Annotated in this window: 20 protein-coding genes and 1 pseudogene; all 21 read left to right on the top strand. The window is 49.0% G+C overall.

The genetic code is table 11. The features are described from left to right. The first annotated feature begins 288 nt into the window (after positions 1–288). The 21 genes and pseudogenes from IPI86_RS14100 to IPI86_RS14200 all read left to right on the top strand — a co-directional run bounded on the left by IPI86_RS14100 (position 289) and on the right by IPI86_RS14200 (position 16613). The gene (locus IPI86_RS14100; RefSeq protein WP_345298649.1) at positions 289–564 is read left to right on the top strand and encodes a hypothetical protein; all 276 of its coding nucleotides are present in this window, start codon (positions 289–291) and stop codon (positions 562–564) included. Continuing rightward, a complete protein-coding gene (locus IPI86_RS14105; protein WP_345298650.1) occupies positions 540–794 on the top strand; it encodes a CPBP family intramembrane glutamic endopeptidase in 255 nt (84 codons plus the stop codon). The genes IPI86_RS14100 and IPI86_RS14105 overlap by 25 nt, the downstream gene beginning before the upstream one ends. A 114-nt stretch (positions 795–908) precedes the next feature. Continuing rightward, positions 909–1238, top strand: coding sequence for a YbaK/EbsC family protein (locus IPI86_RS14110; protein WP_345298651.1), 330 nt, complete (start codon positions 909–911; stop codon positions 1236–1238). A gap of 74 nt (positions 1239–1312) precedes the next feature. Next, a complete protein-coding gene (locus tag IPI86_RS14115; protein ID WP_345298652.1) occupies positions 1313–1777 on the top strand; it encodes an SRPBCC family protein in 465 nt (154 codons plus the stop codon). Positions 1778–2170: 393 nt separating this feature from the next. Next, positions 2171–2395: a hypothetical protein gene (locus IPI86_RS14120; RefSeq protein WP_345298653.1), complete on the top strand. Its 225-nt coding sequence runs from the start codon at positions 2171–2173 to the stop codon at positions 2393–2395. Between the two features lie 52 nt (positions 2396–2447). Then, entirely contained in the window at positions 2448–2894 is a 447-nt protein-coding gene (locus IPI86_RS14125; protein ID WP_345298654.1) for a Wzz/FepE/Etk N-terminal domain-containing protein, read from the top strand. Then, positions 2830–3444 carry a GNVR domain-containing protein gene (locus IPI86_RS14130; protein WP_345298655.1) on the top strand — a complete coding sequence of 205 codons (615 nt, stop codon included), beginning with the start codon at positions 2830–2832 and terminating at the stop codon, positions 3442–3444. The genes IPI86_RS14125 and IPI86_RS14130 overlap by 65 nt, the downstream gene beginning before the upstream one ends. Further along, positions 3441–3902 (top strand): CpsD/CapB family tyrosine-protein kinase, encoded by a 462-nt coding sequence (locus IPI86_RS14135; RefSeq protein ID WP_345298656.1) that lies wholly within the window; start codon positions 3441–3443, stop codon positions 3900–3902. The genes IPI86_RS14130 and IPI86_RS14135 overlap by 4 nt, the downstream gene beginning before the upstream one ends. 198 nt (positions 3903–4100) lie before the next feature. Continuing rightward, positions 4101–4793: a sugar transferase gene (locus tag IPI86_RS14140; RefSeq protein ID WP_345298657.1), complete on the top strand. Its 693-nt coding sequence runs from the start codon at positions 4101–4103 to the stop codon at positions 4791–4793. 71 nt (positions 4794–4864) lie between these two features. Beyond that, on the top strand, positions 4865–5161 hold the full coding sequence (locus IPI86_RS14145; RefSeq protein WP_345298658.1) for a Gfo/Idh/MocA family oxidoreductase: 297 nt from the start codon (positions 4865–4867) through the stop codon (positions 5159–5161). A gap of 5 nt (positions 5162–5166) precedes the next feature. Continuing rightward, positions 5167–5832, top strand: coding sequence for a Gfo/Idh/MocA family oxidoreductase (locus IPI86_RS14150; RefSeq protein WP_345298659.1), 666 nt, complete (start codon positions 5167–5169; stop codon positions 5830–5832). After that, a pseudogene (locus IPI86_RS14155) lies at positions 5826–6320 on the top strand (acyltransferase). The gene IPI86_RS14150 and the pseudogene IPI86_RS14155 overlap by 7 nt, the downstream one beginning before the upstream one ends. Positions 6321–6322: 2 nt before the next feature. Beyond that, complete coding sequence (locus tag IPI86_RS14160; RefSeq protein ID WP_345298660.1) at positions 6323–6637, top strand: aminotransferase class I/II-fold pyridoxal phosphate-dependent enzyme; 315 nt, start codon at positions 6323–6325, stop codon at positions 6635–6637. Next, complete coding sequence (locus tag IPI86_RS14165; protein WP_345298661.1) at positions 6622–7431, top strand: DegT/DnrJ/EryC1/StrS family aminotransferase; 810 nt, start codon at positions 6622–6624, stop codon at positions 7429–7431. Before IPI86_RS14160 ends, IPI86_RS14165 begins: the two co-directional genes overlap by 16 nt. Positions 7432–7501: 70 nt before the next feature. Then, positions 7502–8134, top strand: coding sequence for a sulfotransferase (locus tag IPI86_RS14170; RefSeq protein WP_345298662.1), 633 nt, complete (start codon positions 7502–7504; stop codon positions 8132–8134). Between the two features lie 21 nt (positions 8135–8155). Continuing rightward, a complete protein-coding gene (locus tag IPI86_RS14175; RefSeq protein ID WP_345298663.1) occupies positions 8156–9652 on the top strand; it encodes an O-antigen ligase family protein in 1497 nt (498 codons plus the stop codon). A gap of 40 nt (positions 9653–9692) precedes the next feature. Further along, positions 9693–10316 (top strand): hypothetical protein, encoded by a 624-nt coding sequence (locus tag IPI86_RS14180; RefSeq protein ID WP_345298664.1) that lies wholly within the window; start codon positions 9693–9695, stop codon positions 10314–10316. Beyond that, positions 10310–11638: an asparagine synthase C-terminal domain-containing protein gene (locus IPI86_RS14185; RefSeq protein ID WP_345298665.1), complete on the top strand. Its 1329-nt coding sequence runs from the start codon at positions 10310–10312 to the stop codon at positions 11636–11638. Before IPI86_RS14180 ends, IPI86_RS14185 begins: the two co-directional genes overlap by 7 nt. A gap of 362 nt (positions 11639–12000) precedes the next feature. Continuing rightward, complete coding sequence (locus tag IPI86_RS14190; RefSeq protein WP_345298666.1) at positions 12001–13188, top strand: polysaccharide biosynthesis C-terminal domain-containing protein; 1188 nt, start codon at positions 12001–12003, stop codon at positions 13186–13188. Further along, positions 13181–15259 (top strand): alginate lyase family protein, encoded by a 2079-nt coding sequence (locus IPI86_RS14195; RefSeq protein WP_345298667.1) that lies wholly within the window; start codon positions 13181–13183, stop codon positions 15257–15259. Before IPI86_RS14190 ends, IPI86_RS14195 begins: the two co-directional genes overlap by 8 nt. Before the next feature lie 4 nt (positions 15260–15263). Next, positions 15264–16613, top strand: coding sequence for a glycosyltransferase family 4 protein (locus IPI86_RS14200; RefSeq protein WP_345298668.1), 1350 nt, complete (start codon positions 15264–15266; stop codon positions 16611–16613).

The raw sequence follows: 16613 nt of genomic DNA on the forward strand, positions 1-16613 counted from the left end.
ATTACGTTTCATCCGCGTTTCAGATTACTCCTGCGGCTTCCCTGCTCATCATCGTGGCGCCCTGCACTGGCTGCCATTTTCGCCAGTATGCTGTTGCCGGCGTTCATTAAGTGCGAGTGGATGGGATCCGCGACCTGTCAAGTGGCTGGCGGTTGCGGATGGATCCTGCCAGTAACTACGCGATCCCTGCCTACGCTCTAGTCTGGTTCTTGGGCCTCGGAGATATTCCCAACCTACGACATTTCTTGAGCGCGCTCGCCTGACCCTTAATGCTGCAGGCTAGTGCGAATGTATCGGTCATTGTTGCAGCGTTCTTTTTCCATCCACACTCGTCAAGCGGTTACGATGGTCTTCAGTGGCGAGGAAATCGGCCTGGCGCGCGGATTCCTCGTCCCTGAGTTGACCAATGGGTTGGATTTCGCAACGCCAGCCTGCTCAGCGGAATGCTTTGGGCAGTATAACACCGGAGAGTCCTTTCCGTTGGTTATGGTGCCATGGGCACGCCGCACCAATAGTACCGACTGGTGTGTTTTACAACTATGGTCATTACAACGGGTGTTGTGATGGCATGGCTGCGGATGAAATCAGACAGTATCTGGCCGGTTGTTGTGATGCATGCCTTGCACAATGGTTTGATCGGACATTTTGGGATCGTATCACCATTTTTTAAGGGAGGACTTCTTATTTTGCTGTTGAGTTTGGCGCTGCCATGCTCCCTTTCCTATTCGTGCGGCACGGTATTTTGCAGGCGTCCGCTGCAAGTGGAAGATGATGAAAAGAAGTCATTGGGCTAAGGATGTTTCAAAATGTTAAACGTATCCATTAATGTGTATGAAAATTGATCGAACTACTGGATCGTGAAAAGCTGAGTATCGTATCGTCGAACATGAGCCCGAGGGACAGACGGAATGGGTCAGCCAGATTCGCGGAATCATCTGTCTCAGGCAATTAAGTCGCTGGTTGTGTTGGTGAAGATTGGCAAGAAGGAAAGCCGTTATTATTTGGCCAACGTTCCGGGGGATTGCCGCGTGAATTTGAACGCCATCAAGACGCTTTGTAATGGAACGCACGCCATGTTTGCGCCCTCTCAGCGTGTGGCGGAGCTTACGGGCTGTGTATCTGGTGCCATTCCACCTTTTTCATTTCACGAAGATCTGTTCGTGTTGGCAGCCCCGTCTCTTTTTGAAAACGAGGAACTTGTTTTCAATGCGGGCAGACTGGACCGTTCTATTTTATAAATAAAATTCATACTTCGAAATTGCCCGCCATCCCTAATGGCAATTGCTGTAAAAGAAAACAAGGAGACTATTTAATGGCACAACATGAAATTTCCGCTTCAGCGTTGATCCAATCGCCAGCAGAACTGGTCTATGCGATCATTGCTGATTACCATAATGGGCATCCATTGATCCTGCCGAAACCGTATTTTGTTTCAATGCAGGTGGAGCAGGGCGGTATTGGCAGTGGTACGGTGGTTAGTTGGGAAATGAAGTTGATGGGCACGCTGCGGGAATTTCGGGCGGTTATCACCGAGCCGGAGCCCGGTCGTGTTTTAGTTGAGACAAATGATGGCGGCGGCGCTGTTACGAAGTTTGTTGTCGACCCTCGTAATGGTGGTCAGGCCGCAGTTGTGACGATCTCTACGTCAGTGGTCATCCGCGACGGAATCCTGGGCAAATTGGAAGGCTGGATGACTACCCATCTGTTGCACCCGATCTACGTGAAGGAATTAGAGCAATTGAACATGGTTGCTGCAAATGGGAAGATAAAAAAATAACCTCATTCCAGAAGCAACGCGGCCAAAGTGCGCTGCTTCTGGAATCTGCTCTCTTTGACGGTTGGGGGATGCCAGTCGCTTTCTGTCAGTACTCTAAATTTTGAAAAAGAGTCTGTTCGGTCAAAGCATTGTCACAATGCTCGACATGTGACATTTGTCACTTGTTTTTAATCTACCCATTGTCTATACTAGGGTTAACAAATTTGCAAGGTTTTTTAAAGGTTGGCGGGTTGATTTTTCCTGGCAAGTGGGTCGGGGGACAGCATTTACTGGTAAAGAAAAGTAACAGTTTTTTACTTCGATTTTCAAATAGATTTCCAAATTTATTACAAATAACGGATATGACGAGAAAATCGTTATTCGGTTCGAAACTCGTATTTTTCAGGAGCAAGTATGAGCAGCAGAGTGCAGGAGCTTGCAGAGAAAATTAACATGACCTTTGACGAATTCATTGGTGAGATGCGAAAACGAGGGTGCAGCGAGCCGACGGCGATCAAGATATGGAATGGTGTATATGAGGATTTTTCCAAGTTTAGAGACAACGACATGTTCCTCAGTAATTTACGAAAAGCGGCGGATGTTTTACGGGTAACGACAGGTTCACTTTTATCAAAGTAAACGCCCTATTGGAAGATTTGTTTAAGCACGGATGGTACTTTGAAGGTCAAAAATGGAACTTAGACGATATTTCGACATTCTCTGGCGCAGGAAATGGATTGTTCTACTCACCCTTGTTGTAACCATGGCGGCGGTGGTCATCGGTACGAATCAAGTTACACCGATCTATCAAGCCTCCACAACCTTGCGTATTGCCGCTTCTGCGGGCGGGAATTTGAATTACTCCGAGTATGTCTATGCTGCCCAGTTAATGAACACGTACGTAGAGATCGTTACCAGCGGGCCAGTGTTGAACGAACTTGGGACAAAACTAAGCTTGAAAGAACTTCCAGTCATTACTGCTGTGGTGATTCCCAATACTGAGCTAGTAATGATTACGGTCAAGCTCGAACCCAAAAACAGCGGCAAAAGCGGCGAATACTCTGGCGGAGATATTGATCTCCGAAAGCAAGGATTTGTATACAGGCGGCGGCAAAACCTCACAGGAGGTGCTTGGTGAGGAGCTAATTAAGGCGCAGGTGGCCCTCGATCAGACGCGCGATGCATATGCCAGGCTTATTATCCAGACCCCAGCCGCGACGGGTGAGATTGAAACAACCAAACAACTGCTTCAATTGAATCAAAGTAATTACACGACTCTTCTGGGGCAGTTTACACAAGCAAGCCTTCGCGAGGAAATTCGATCAAGCATGATCACCGTGATCGAGCCAGCCGTGGCTCCGCAAACCCCATCTACGCCGCGTGTTTCCTTGAATTACGCCATGGGCTTCGTCGTTGGGTTGGTGGGTGGGTTGGGATTGGCGCTTATCTTTGAAAGTCAGGATACTGCCCTGTACAGGTCAGAGGATATTGAAGCCGTTACTGAATTAAATGCGATTGCAAGGATTCCAAAAGCGAATCGAAAACAATTGGGCAATCTCAGCAGCGATTTTTCCTCTTTTTCCGATGCCTTTGAGAATTTGGCCCTCAATCTCCAACCTGCCAAAGGCCAGCCTCCCAAAAAAGTTCTGCTTGTAATGAGCGCGGAACCCAATCAGGAAAATCGATGATCGCTCATCGTTTGGCGCTTGCGCTTGCAGAACTCAGGAACAAAGTCGTTGCCATTGATTGTGATGTACGCCTGCCGAAGTTGCATTCCCTGTTCGAACTTCCCAATGACCGTGGCCTTACCAATTTGTTGGATGGGGATGCAAAGTTACAGGATGTGTTGCAGGCCAGTTCGGTGGAAGGTGTCAAACTGCTCGCAAGCGGACCGCCATCGGCTCATCCGCCCAAGTTGCTTGGTTCACCTCAAATGGTGAATCTCATCGACGGTTTGAAGCGTGATTTCGATTTTGTTATTCTGGATACGCCTGCAATGTTGGCCGTGGCAGACATAACGGCTGTCATCCCCAATGTTGACAGTGTACTGCTTGTCGCAAGAAGATGCCATACACGCCGTGAGAGTTTGCGATCTGTAAAAAGGTGTTGCCCGGTTTTCGATTTCGCGACAAATCTGTTGACCTGATCGTAAATCAGGCGGAAACCGGCGGCAGGTATGCCGCCTATCGATATCATAAAAAATGGATTCGGCCTCGACCCCAGCTGAAATAAAACCAGCGTAGTTGCTTGAAACCTGTAGGAAGCTGAATGGTCAGGAGTAGACACAAATGCAGAACGATATTCTCTTAAGTTCAATCCAAAAAGCGACCCAAACGCCCTTGGTGTGGCCGCCAATGGCCAGGCTGTTTATTATGCCGTCAAACGCACCATGGATATTGCTATTGCCTTTATATTGCTGGTTCTGTTTTCACCCGTGATGCTGATTGTAGCCGCGTTGATATTTGTTTACTCCCCTGGACCGGTGTTCTTCGTGCAGGAGCGTGTGGGGGCAAAGAGACAGGGGTATGGGCAATATTCCTATTGGAAGAAATACAACTTCCGTTGCTATAAATTCAGAACAATGAAAATCAATGCCGACCCGTCCATCCATCAGGCTTATGTCAAGGCTTTGATCGAGAATAATCTGGAGCAGATGACGGCTTTACAAGGCGCTCCGACACAACCCCGCAAACTCGTAAATGACTCAAGGATTATCCGCCCCGGAAAACTCCTGCGCAAACTAAGCCTGGATGAATTACCTCAATTATGGAACGTTCTGATCGGTGATATGAGCCTGATCGGCCCCAGACCTGCGATCCCTTATGAAGTGGATATGTACCAACCCTGGCATCTTCGTCGTTTGGAGGCGAAGCCAGGCCTCTCGGGGCTTCAGCAGGTTACGGCGCGGTGTGTTGTCGATTTCGACACACAGGTTCAATGGGATATTGATTACGTCGAGAAACAATCGCTTTGGCTGGATTTGATCATCATGTTGAGAACCCCCCTGGCAGTGTTTTCCACATCCGGGGCCTATTAATTTTCAATCAAGGAGGATTTCATGACCGCTGTAAAAGTTGGAATAATTGGATATGGATATTGGGGCCGAACTTGACTCGGAATTTTTATGAGCTTCCCAATGCAGAGCTCACGGCCATTTCAGACCTGAGTGACGAGAGATTGAAGCAGGCTGCCATGAAGTATCCCCATGTAGCCGTCAGACACGATCACCATGAGTTATTCGATCTGGGATTGGATGCAGTTGTGATCGCAACCCCCCCGATAACTCATTACAGCATTGCCAAGGAGTGTCTGGAGCATAACCTGCATGTCTTTGTTGAAAAGCCAATCACGCTCAAAAGCGAACATGCCAGGGAATTAATCGAATTGGCCGATTCCAAGGATTGATTCTGATGGTGGGCCATATCTTCGAGTACAACTCGGCAGTCCACGCGTTGAAGAAATATATTGACAGTGGGGAACTTGGCGATATTTATTACCTGGATACTGCCCGATTAAGTCTGGGCCTGTTCCAGCGCGATTCGAACGTGATCTGGGATCTGGCTCCGCATGACATTTCGATTCTGCTGTATTTGTTGGGGAAAAAGCCGATCTCTGTCAGCGCGCAAGGTACCCCTTGTGTCTTTGAGAATATTTTCGACGTAGCCTACCTGAATATGGTTTTCCCGGGAAATATCCCAGCTTATATTCATGTAAGCTGGCTTGATCCATGCAAGGTGCGGCGCATTACCGTCGTTGGAAGCAAGAAGATGGCAGTTTATAACGATGTCGAAAATGAACAGAAAATAAAGATCTACGATAAGGGTGTTGACCGCCCCGAATACACCAATGGCGGATTCGGTGAATTTCATTGCAACTATCACTCCGGCGACATCACCATTCCAACCATCCGATTCGTTGAGCCCTTGAAGCAGGAGTGCCAGCATTTTATCGATTGTATTGTGAACCACACCAAACCGACCAGCTCCGGGCGCGAAGGCATGGATGTCGTCAAAATTCTGGAGACCGCCCAGCTTTCCATGAGTAACGGCCACGGTCATGAGGTGATCACATGGTAACGCCCGAATTTGCAAGAATTTCTGCAGATGTTAAATTGGGCGCGGATGTAAAGATCTATGCATTTGTGAATTTGTATGGCTGCGAGATCGGCGACGAAAGCAGGGTGGGAACCTTCGTCGAAATCCAAAGGGGGCAAAAATTGGCAGGCGGGTGAAGATCTCCAGCCATACGTTCATTTGCGAGGGTGTAACGATTGAAGATGAAGTCTTCATCGGACATGGGGTGATGTTTATCAACGATAAATATCCCCGCGCCGCAACTGTTTCAGGTCAACCCCAGACCGAGGCCGATTGGGTATGCGTTCCCACCCCTGATCAAGAAGGGGGCTTCAATTGGCAGCAATGCCACAATCTTGTGCGGCGTGACCATTGGCGAACGAGCCATTGTCGGAGCGGGAAGTGTCGTAACTCATGATGTGCCGCCGGATATGGTGGTCGCAGGCAACCCCGCCCGTCCCGTTAAATCTATCATTCCAGAAAGGGAGTAGAAATGAACATTCCGTTGATTGACCTGAAAGCCCATCATCAGGCGCTTCATGCCGAGATCACTTCCGCCATTCAAAACATATTGGAACGCACTGACTTCATTTTGGGTCAGGATGTTGCCAAATTTGAGGAAGAGTTTGCGGCATTTTGCGGCACCAAACATGCAGTGGGCGTGAGCAGCGGCGTTGCCGCTTTGGAATTGAGTCTGCTGGCATTTGGCATTGGTCCCGGAGATGAAGTACTTGTTCCCGCGCATACCTTCACAGCAACTGCGGCTGCGGTCTCTTTTCCGGGGCCAAGCCTGTGTTCGTGGATGTAGACCCGGTCACTTGGACTCTGGATGCGACCAAACTCGAAGAAGCCATCACCCCGAACACAAAAGCGATGATCCCTGTTCATCTCTATGGCCTGCCAGCCGATATGGACCCGATTCGCGCGATCGCCAAAAAACATAATTTGATCATTGTGGAAGATGCCTGTCAGGGGCATGGTGCAACTTACAAAGGAACGCGAACGGGCAATCTGGGGGATGCGGCGGCCTTTAGCTTTTATCCGACGAAGAACCTCGGTGCGTGCGGCGACGCAGGCATGGTCACCACCAACGACGAAAAGGTGGCCGAAGCGGTACGTGCATTGCGCAATTGTGGGCAGCGCGTGAAAAATGTACACGAGTTGCCGCCGTTCAATCACCGCATGGACAGTATGCAGGCGGCCATCCTGCGCGTAAAACTACCGCATCTGGATGATTGGCTTGAGTCGAGGCGCAGTCTGGCTGGGTTGTATAACCAATTGTTGGCGGATACATCTGTTATTACGCCGGTGGAGCCGCATGGGTACAGGCATATTTATCATCTGTATGTCATCCGTGCGCAAGACCGTGATGGTTTACAGGCTATGTTGAAAGAAAATGGAATCGGAACTGCCATTCACTATCCCATCCCTGTTCACCAGCAGCCATTCTATATGAAAAATGGACAGGGGCAAGGCCCCTACCCGGTTGCTGAAAAGATCTGTAGCGAGATCCTTTCCTTACCCATGTACCCCGAACTGACCGAAGAACAAGTTGAAGTGGTTGCATCAACGATCACAAGAGTTTTGGTTCCTACAGCATAAATCATGGGACAGGGGAGTAGGCCATGCATGGATCTACTCCCCTGTCGCCTGAATTTCAGGAATATAGGCAATGGCTAAATCCCGAATTTTAGTCAGCGTACATCGTTTCATGGAAGAAGTACAACGATTTCGGAATTTGGAAAAAGACAGCCAGTTGATCTTTGGCATGGCCCGTGGTCTTGTTTACGATTATTACTCAAGTTCGCGGATCCTCATGACAAAAAGCCTGTTGGTGGATAAAGAGCCGTTGGAACCGATCGCATTCCCATCGAAGGGCTATGAACAATTCATCGTCAATACCCGACTTCTTTTTCCTGAAGCCAAAATCCTGCTTGCCATTCGTGACCCGCTCTCCACGATTTGGTCTATGCAGGCAAGGACTTGGGGTGAATCTCTGACGAGCGCAGGTGCCAGGAGATTTACGCTGGAAGAGTATGCCGAGAATTGGTCTTCGTGTGCGGAGTTGGTCGCGCGACACCAGTTCGAACCTAACACCTACATTGTTCAATTTGGCAGGTTGGTCAATGATCCCATGAACGAATCAAAAAGGATATTTGAATTTCTGCATATTCGCAATGGAATTCCATTTCAACCCCGTCCAACACATTCGGTCGGTTTTACGAAAGAGGATCAGGCGAATATCCTGCGGATTGTCAAGCCTCAGCTCGAGTTGTTGGCATCCAAAGGCATATCCGAATTGTGATCAGGAGCCGCGAAGGAGAAGATGTTAAGACAGCCTGCTTCAAGAATAATTGCCTCCAGCCATATATTTGTCCAGATATTGGCGGCTTGTGGCGCGGGGTTGCTCTTGGGCATCTCTACTGTGATTCTCCCTCAATTCTTTTCGCTGGGGATTCTGATCTCGATTTGTTCAGCCTATGTTGTACTCAAGAGGCCCGAGGTGGCACTCCTGGGAATCTTGGTCACAACATCAAGCATTGTATTTGAAGATTACCTGCCAGTGGTGTCTGTGGGCATTAGCCTGCATATACCGGATATTTTGCTTCTTGGTTTATTGGGGTTAATTGCGGTGCGCTGGATGGTCGAAACACAGTTCAAACTTGTTCGTACCCCGCTGGATGGGTGGCTTTTGCTTTTTTATGGGGTAATGCTATTGTCAGCCTTGATCGCGGTTTTGCAATCATCTGTGGAGGTTGAGCCAGCGAGAAGAGCGATTCGAGTTGTCTCTTATTATTTATCCTTTTTTGTCGTAACCAACCTCATTAGAGAATATCGCCAGTTAAAACTACTGTTGAATGGCCTTCTTGGCCTGGCAATCCTTGTCGCTGCTGCAATGTTTGGGCAGTTTCTGCTGGGGGATTCGGTACAAATTTTGCCGGGGCGTGTGGAGAGTTTGAACACCCAGGGGGTGGCTTACGAAGATATTACCCGCATCCTTCCGCCGGGTGTGTCGATCTTGATTGTTTCCTTTATTACGCTCCTTTGTGTCATGGCTTTTGAAAAACGCAGACCTGCCGGGCTTGCCTTTTTTATTCAATTCAGTTTGCTGGCATCTGCCATTCTGGTAACTTTTCTGCGCAGTTATTGGACGGCATTGATTGTAGCGACCCTTGTCCTTTTCTGGATCGTGGAAAGCAGCGCCCGCCGGAGATTGCTTGGCTGGAGCCTGATTGCTGTTGCATCGACAGCTGTCATTATTCCGCTTCTGTATGGCTATTCTGATTCTCGGGTGAACAGGCTGTTGAACGCCTCATTTGAAAGATTCACCACCGTGATTGATAGCAGCACCTACTCCGGACAGGATGGTTCCTTGAATTGGAGAATGATTGAAAACCAGCATGCCCTTTCCACGATCATTTCAAACCCTCTGATTGGAATTGGCATGGGTGTGAATTACAGACCTTGGGACCCGAGAATCGATGTCATTATCGAAGGCCGCGACTTTCGAGCGTTTATTCACAATGGACATCTCAAGATCATGTTGGATTCGGGGTTGATTGGATATATATGTCTCATGGGCTTGTCGTTCATATTCATGAAGAGGGGATTTAAATACTGGCACAGCATTCCGGATGATAGATTGAAAGCGATTGTGCTGGGCTTTACGCTGTCTCATTTGGTGATCTTGATCGCTGCGTTTGTTAACTCGACTTTTACACAATGGAATTGGGTGCCTGTAATCGGCATGATGATGGGGATCAATGAGGTTGTTTACAGAATGTTTGATCTCGATGGTAACAAGCTTGAGAGAACTTTTTAGCTTTTGAATAAATTTGCAAGGCAACCAGATAGGAGAATGCATGTGCGGTATTGCAGCAGTATGGCAGCGCGATGGACGACCTTGCCGCTCAGCGGATGTTCTGGCAATGCGGGATATCCAGATCCATCGAGGCCCGGACGACGCAGGTATCCATATTGATGGGCCAATTGGTCTGGGACATCGGCGGCTTTCCATTCTGGATCTATCAGCAGCTGGCCACCAACCGATGAGCAATGAAGATGGATCGATTTGGTTGGTGTTTAACGGGGAAATCTATAACTATATTGAACTGGCTTCAACTCTTCGCGAACACGGACATATATTTCGTTCGGCCACTGATAGTGAGGTTATTCTGCATCTTTATGAAGAAGAGGGGCCGCGTTGCTTGCAGTCATTGAATGGTATGTTCGCTTTTGTTCTATGGGATTCACGTACGCAGATAATGTTTGCGGCTCGTGATCGCATCGGCATCAAGCCGCTCTACTACTCCATAACGGATGATCTCTTTGCTTGTGCGTCTGAGGCAAAAGCTGTTCTTGCTCATCCAAACGTACCCACTACTGTTGATTATCAAGGTCTTGCTGATTATTTGTTTGCTGGTTCGCCGCTTGCCCATAAAACACTATTTGAAGGGTTCGACAACTACCGCCTGCCCACATGTTGACCGTGAGCGCTTCTGGCATAACAGTAGCGCGGTATTGGGATGTTGTATATCGTTATCAGAACGGACGCACAAGGGATCAGATCATTGCTGGTGCAAACGACCTTCTTGATGATGCTGTGCGTATCCACTGTCGTAGTGATGCGGCTGTTGGCTGCCATCTTAGCGGCGGACTTGATTCAAGTCTGGTGAGCAGTCTGGCGGTACGCCACCGGGGGAATATAGATGCGTTCTCCATTCGCTTTGGCGAATCTTCATTTTATGACGAGACTGAGTATGCCTGCGCAGTTGCAAAAGCCATTGGTGCCAAGCATCATGTTATCGCACCGGAGTCACAGGATCTCATGGCGCTGCTCGGACCTCTCACCTGGCACCAGGATTTTCCACTTCCCAGCGCTGGGGGATTCTCTTATTTCGCCGTGTCCCGGCTGGCGGCTGATCGTGTGAAAGTAGTATTGACCGGACATGGCGGTGACGAGGTCTTTGGCGGTTATCCGGCACAATTCCAGACTGCGTTTGGAACGACGGAAATGTTCAATCTGTCAAAATTCCCGGCGGCTGAGAAGATGACAGCTTTCCAGCGTTTTGCGCGCCTTGTGAGGCGTCAGGGATTGCCCGGTGTTGTGCGCCGCTTCTTGAAACGCCCCGGTAACCATTCCGATTCGATTGAATCGCGATGGATCGCACTGCATTGCGGCGTCGTTCCATCTCAAAACCCGCTTCTTCATTCGGCGTTGGTGCGTAAGATCGGCGATTACTCACCTGTGAATGATTATCTCCAACCATGGGTGGAAGCCCCCACAGACCAGATATTTGATCGATGCCTGTATCACGACCTGGTTGTCTATCTTCCTCATCTATTAATGAAGGAGGATCGTGCAAGCATGGCGGTATCGCTGGAATCCCGTGTGCCTTTGTTGGATTATCGGATCATAGAGTACATGGCAACATTATTGCCGGAAGATAAGGTGCCCCATCGTGTTCCGAAAGCCATTATGCGTGAAGCAGCAGAGGAATATTTGCCGCCAAACATCATAAGCAGAAATGATAAGACTCCTTTCCCTGTGCCGTTGCGTGAATGGGTTGCCGGGCCGCTTGCCGGGGAGATACGGGCATTGCTGATGTCCGAAGCCTCCATGGATCGCGGCATTTTCGACCCACGAGTTTTAAGCGACCCTTTGCTGTCACCTGGAGAAATGCTTGCCATGTTGAACGTGGAGGTTTGGTTTCGGGTCTTTATCGACCGCGACCCAAACTGGCTGCCTGCCGCACCGGGAGCGGGACGGGCGCCATTTGCGGGCCTTCCATCCCTGCCCGTATGGTAGGGAATGGTTTCATCATTTGATCTGGAATGAAGGATTATTCTTTAAAGGAAGATGGGAATGTCATCAAAGAGCTTTGTGAAAGATCTGGCAGTATATTCACCCTCGCAATTTCTGCCTGCTCTGACTGCTTTTGTCACGACCCCGATCCTGACCAGGTTATTCCTTCCTGCTGAGTACGGTCATTGGGCTGTAGCGGCCAGTATTTCCTCCTTTCTGGTCGCCTTGGCTGTTTCAGGAATGGGAAGCGCTGTGTTGCGCTATTATCCGTCATATAAGGAAAGGTCAGATCTAAAAACTTTTTTGCCACAATCAGCGTTTCCACGGTTATGGTCATAATTGGCGTAACCGGAGTAAGCCTTCTTTTGCTGATTCCGTTGAAGAAATTCCTGCCATCCGCGTTGTATCAGCTTATTCCTCTTATCTTATTGATCTTTATCGCCCAAAGCATTTTTACGGTGTTTATATCGGCGGTCCGTGCTCAGGAATTGGGCGGTTCATTTACAACTTATCAATTATTCGTGAATTATGGAAGTCTCGGGTTTGGACTTTTGCTGGTGCTTGCCTTTGGCCTCAGAATCGATGGGCTCTTGTGGGGGACGTTTCTGGCTTTGATCCTTGTATTGCCCATCCTGATCTCTCGGGTCGTTAGGCTGAATGGCATTCATCCTCAGCATTTTCATTTTGGAGATGCCCTTGAGATATGGCAATACGCCTGGCCGTTGACCTTGGGGAATGTAGCCATGTGGGGATTGCGGGTATCAGACCTCTTTATCATTGGCGCATCCCAGCCAGAACGGGATATTGGGTTGTATACGGTTTCATACAATATCTCTGCCAAGAGTATTGAGCTTTTAGTCACTTTATTTCTCTTGAGTGTATCTCCATTGATTTTTCGTACATGGGAAGTAAATGGCCGGAATGCGACTGAAGATGTATTGACCATGGTCACCCGTACTTACCTGATCCTGTGCCTGCCAGCCGCTGTTGGACTGACCATTCTGGCTCTCCCTTTTGTAATGTTGCTTGCCACCCCGGAATATTACGCAGGATATCGGATCGTTGGGTTCGTGGTCTTTTCCAGTTTCCTGTGGGGTCTGGCCAACATGGCCAATGCAGGCATGGCAATTCAGAAAAAAGCCATCCAGCTTGGCATCAATCAGATCATTGCTGCCGCCATCCATATTGGTTTGCAGCTGTTCCTGGTACCTCGCTTTGGTTATGTGGCTTCTGCAGTTTCCACTTTGATTGGTTATGCCACCCTGCTCACGCTGAACGCGGTATTCTCCCAACCTCATCTGACCTGGCGCTTTCCATTTCGCACATTGATCAATGTTGGAATGGCTTCGATTGCAATGGGTTTGGCCGCATGGGAAACCTACCATTTGTCTGAAGTTGAGAGCCTGCCGTTACCGATATCCATTTTCTTGAGCATTGCAGTTGCGATACCTGTTTATGGGGGCTGTCTATGGTTATTGGATGAAATAAAGGCAGATGAGAAGGATATGTTCCAGCATTTATGGAAAAGAATGACAGGCGGCCAGTATGTTTAATACTGCATCACGTTATACGCGGCGAGTTTGGGAATTGGGCCTCTTGGGCGCATTGCAGCATGCCTGGATGCGTTTTTATCATGAACTTTCATTATGGAGCCAATCTTTTTGGTGGGATTTGATGTCTCGCAAGGGAATGAGTGATGCTGATTTGTTGGCAAACACCACAAGGAAATGGAGTTCGGTGGATGCGCTGCTCGATCATTTGGCCGCCCGCCCATCATCATCTTTTTTGCTGCGACATGAATCGCCGCATGAGACCAACCGACTCCTGCATCGAGATTACCCCGAACATATCTCAGCCATGCTAGCCGCAGCGGATGCCATTTGTCATAATGAACTTTCCTTGCAAGGCCAGGTTTTTCATTTTCCCGGCGGCATTGATTGGAATAGTGATCCTGTGACAGGCCTGCGCTGGCCTCTCTTATATCGAGGTCGTTTCCTTCAATATATGTACTCTGCGAAACGCCCGACAGATATCAGGAAATTCTGGGAACTCAATCGACACCAACATTTTGTCACGCTGGGTATCGCCTATTGGTTGACCGGTGAATCAAAATATGTGCAGGCGTTCAACTCCCAGATCGAAAGCTGGATTCAAAACAATCCTTTACGTCGCGGTGCCAACTGGTGCCTGGGCATAGAGATATCTCTGCGCATGATCGCCTGGACCGTTGCTTTTCAATTCTTTCGAAATTCAGCAGAATTTCGTGAAAAGACTGCTAAAGCTTTTCTGAAGAGTCTATGGCAGCAGGCGGATTTTCTATGCAGTCATTTGCAATCCGCAAGGATGGGCGTTCCAAATAATCAAATGATTGCGGAATTGACAGGCCTAGTGATCGTCGGTACAGCATTCCCTGAATTTCGTGACTCTACTGTGTGGCGTGAAACTGGTTTACGCTTACTTAACGAACAAGCACTGGCACAAATCCATCCAGATGGGGTCAATAAAGAACAGGCAATGGGATATCTCCGTTTCGTCGCTGAGTTGCTGCTTATGGTCGTAGCATACAGCCGTCGGGGCGCTTTACCGAATAATCCCGATTTGGAACATGCGCTCGAAGGGATGTTGGATTATGTGTGCCGCAGCCTAAGCCCGATGGGAACTGTCCCAATGTGGGGTGACTCGGCTTCGGGGCGCGCATTGGGTTTGGGAAAAAATAAAAATTTTTGGGATTTCCGCCCGATCCTTTCAGCGGGCGCGGTCTTGTTTGGCCGACCCGAGTGGAAGTTTGCCGCTGGCCGTTTTGATGAAGAGGCGTTTTGGCTTTTGGGATTCGAAGGCTTGGATTTATGGAATCAACTTGAAGCCTGCCCGCCTGATGGGAATTCACTTGCCTTCACCGATGGAGGTATTTACGTAATTCGCGACTCATGGCTTGCGGATACGGATATGGCGATCCTTCGCGGCGGCATTTATGGGATGGGCGGGGAGGGACACTGTGCCCATTCGCATTGCGATCTGCTCAGTTTCGTTCTATGGGTAAACGGCCAATCTGTGCTTGTAGATTCAGGGACATATACCTATCACGGCCCATGGAGAGATCATTTCCGATTGACGGCTGCTCATAACACGGTCAAGGTGGATGACAGCGAACAGGCACTCGCAGATACTTACTTTAATTGGCGGCAGATCCCCGAAGCGCATTGCGTGAATTGGACTGGGAACCGTATCAAAGCAGCAATGACCTGTGTGGACCATGTTGGATTTACGCGCGATCTTTCTCACCCGCAGCCTGGTACCTGGAATCTGACAGATGAATTCACCGGAAAAGATCCACACAGCCTGGAATGGTTCTTTCATTTTTCTCCCGATCTGGAATTGGAATTGAATGTAGGTGAACACAAACTTACCGTGATCCGCAACGGACAGCCCTTTTTGACCATGCGTTTACCCGAAAATGGACTCCGTTTTCAAGTGAGAGACTCGTGGTATTCGGAACAATATGGCATTAAAAAAAGCAATTATGCATTGTATGCACAGTGGCACGGAATATTGAAAGAAGATGATGGTGTCTGTTTTAACTGGCAATTCCAGCTTGTGGATCAGAAATCCCTGCTGACAGGATAATGATATGTTGCAATCACGTGAAGAGAAAGCCAAAAAGGTGCTCATGGTCGCTCGCGCATTTCCGCCGTTTCTTCCGGTGGGGTATTCGATCCGCGTGATCAAGTTCATTAAATATCTGCCTGCCCTGGGCTGGCAGCCAGTCGTTCTCAGCGTGGATGATCAACAGGAATATGAGACCCTGCCAAAAGTAGGCAGTGAAGCGCTGCTTTCCGAGATCCAGCCAACTGTGAAGATCATTCGCACCATGCCCGGTGAACCATCTCTGCGTTATTTACAGAAGGAAAAAGAATTTGGTGGAAAAAATTTTGCCACACGGCTGCTTGTGAAAATATTCGGTGGCGCCCGTCGTTGGGTATTCAGAAATATTTTCCTGCCAGATCGCATGATCACGTGGCTTCCTTTCGCTGTTGGAAAGGGAAGGCAGGTTGTGAAAGATGAAGGCATTGATGTCATTTTTGCCACATGCCCGCCGCACTCCTCTGCCTTGACGGGTGCGGTACTCAAACTTTTCAGCGGCAAGCCACTCGTTCTCGATTTTCGCGATGATTGGATCGATACACCCTGGCATCTGGCGAAGCCTGCGATGGTTCGCATGATCGAGAAGCTTTTGGAAAAATGGGCCGTGAAGATGGCCGATAAAGTGATTCTGGTCACTGAATGGAGCCGAAAGGCATTTCAGGAACGTTACCCTGCACAGCCTCGCGATAAATTTATTCTTATTTCCAATGGCTGTGACCTTGGCGAGCTGGAAGCATTGAAATCGATTGTGCCGGTCCATCACACTGCCAAATTTACGGTCGTGCATGCGGGGTCACTGAATGTATCTACGGTGTGGGGACGCAGCCCGGCAGGACTCTTTCAGGCGATCCAAAAACTTCTGCGTGAAAACCCGCAGCTGAAAGGCAGCCTTGTCTTCAAATTTGCAGGCGACCTTCCCGACGAATTTCGAAAGCTGGCAGATGAAATGGGATTGACTGATGTGATTCGTGGGCTGGGCCATCTTCCACATGCTGAAGTGCTGCGTATGATCAAATCGGCAGATCTGCTGCTTGCCATGAATTATGAAGGCTGGGCTACGCTGATCCCCGGCAAGATCTATGAATATTGGGCGGTGGGCGGTCCGCCGATCCTTTTGCTTAGCTGCCCCGGCGCCGCTGCTGACTTTGTCTGTGAGCATGCCCTCGGGATTGCCGTGGAGCCCTACGATGCAGATGGGATTCAGCAAGCCATTTTGCAGGTGTATCGCCAAAGCAAAACATCCTCACCTTTGCGGATCAAACCCGATGGCGTTGAAGCCTTTGACCGCAAGACCCTGACCCATCAGCTTGCCCAGGTGCTTTTCACAGTGTCATAA

Source organism: Candidatus Villigracilis affinis, assembly GCF_016705895.1.
GTDB lineage: Bacteria > Chloroflexota > Anaerolineae > Anaerolineales > Villigracilaceae > Villigracilis > Villigracilis affinis.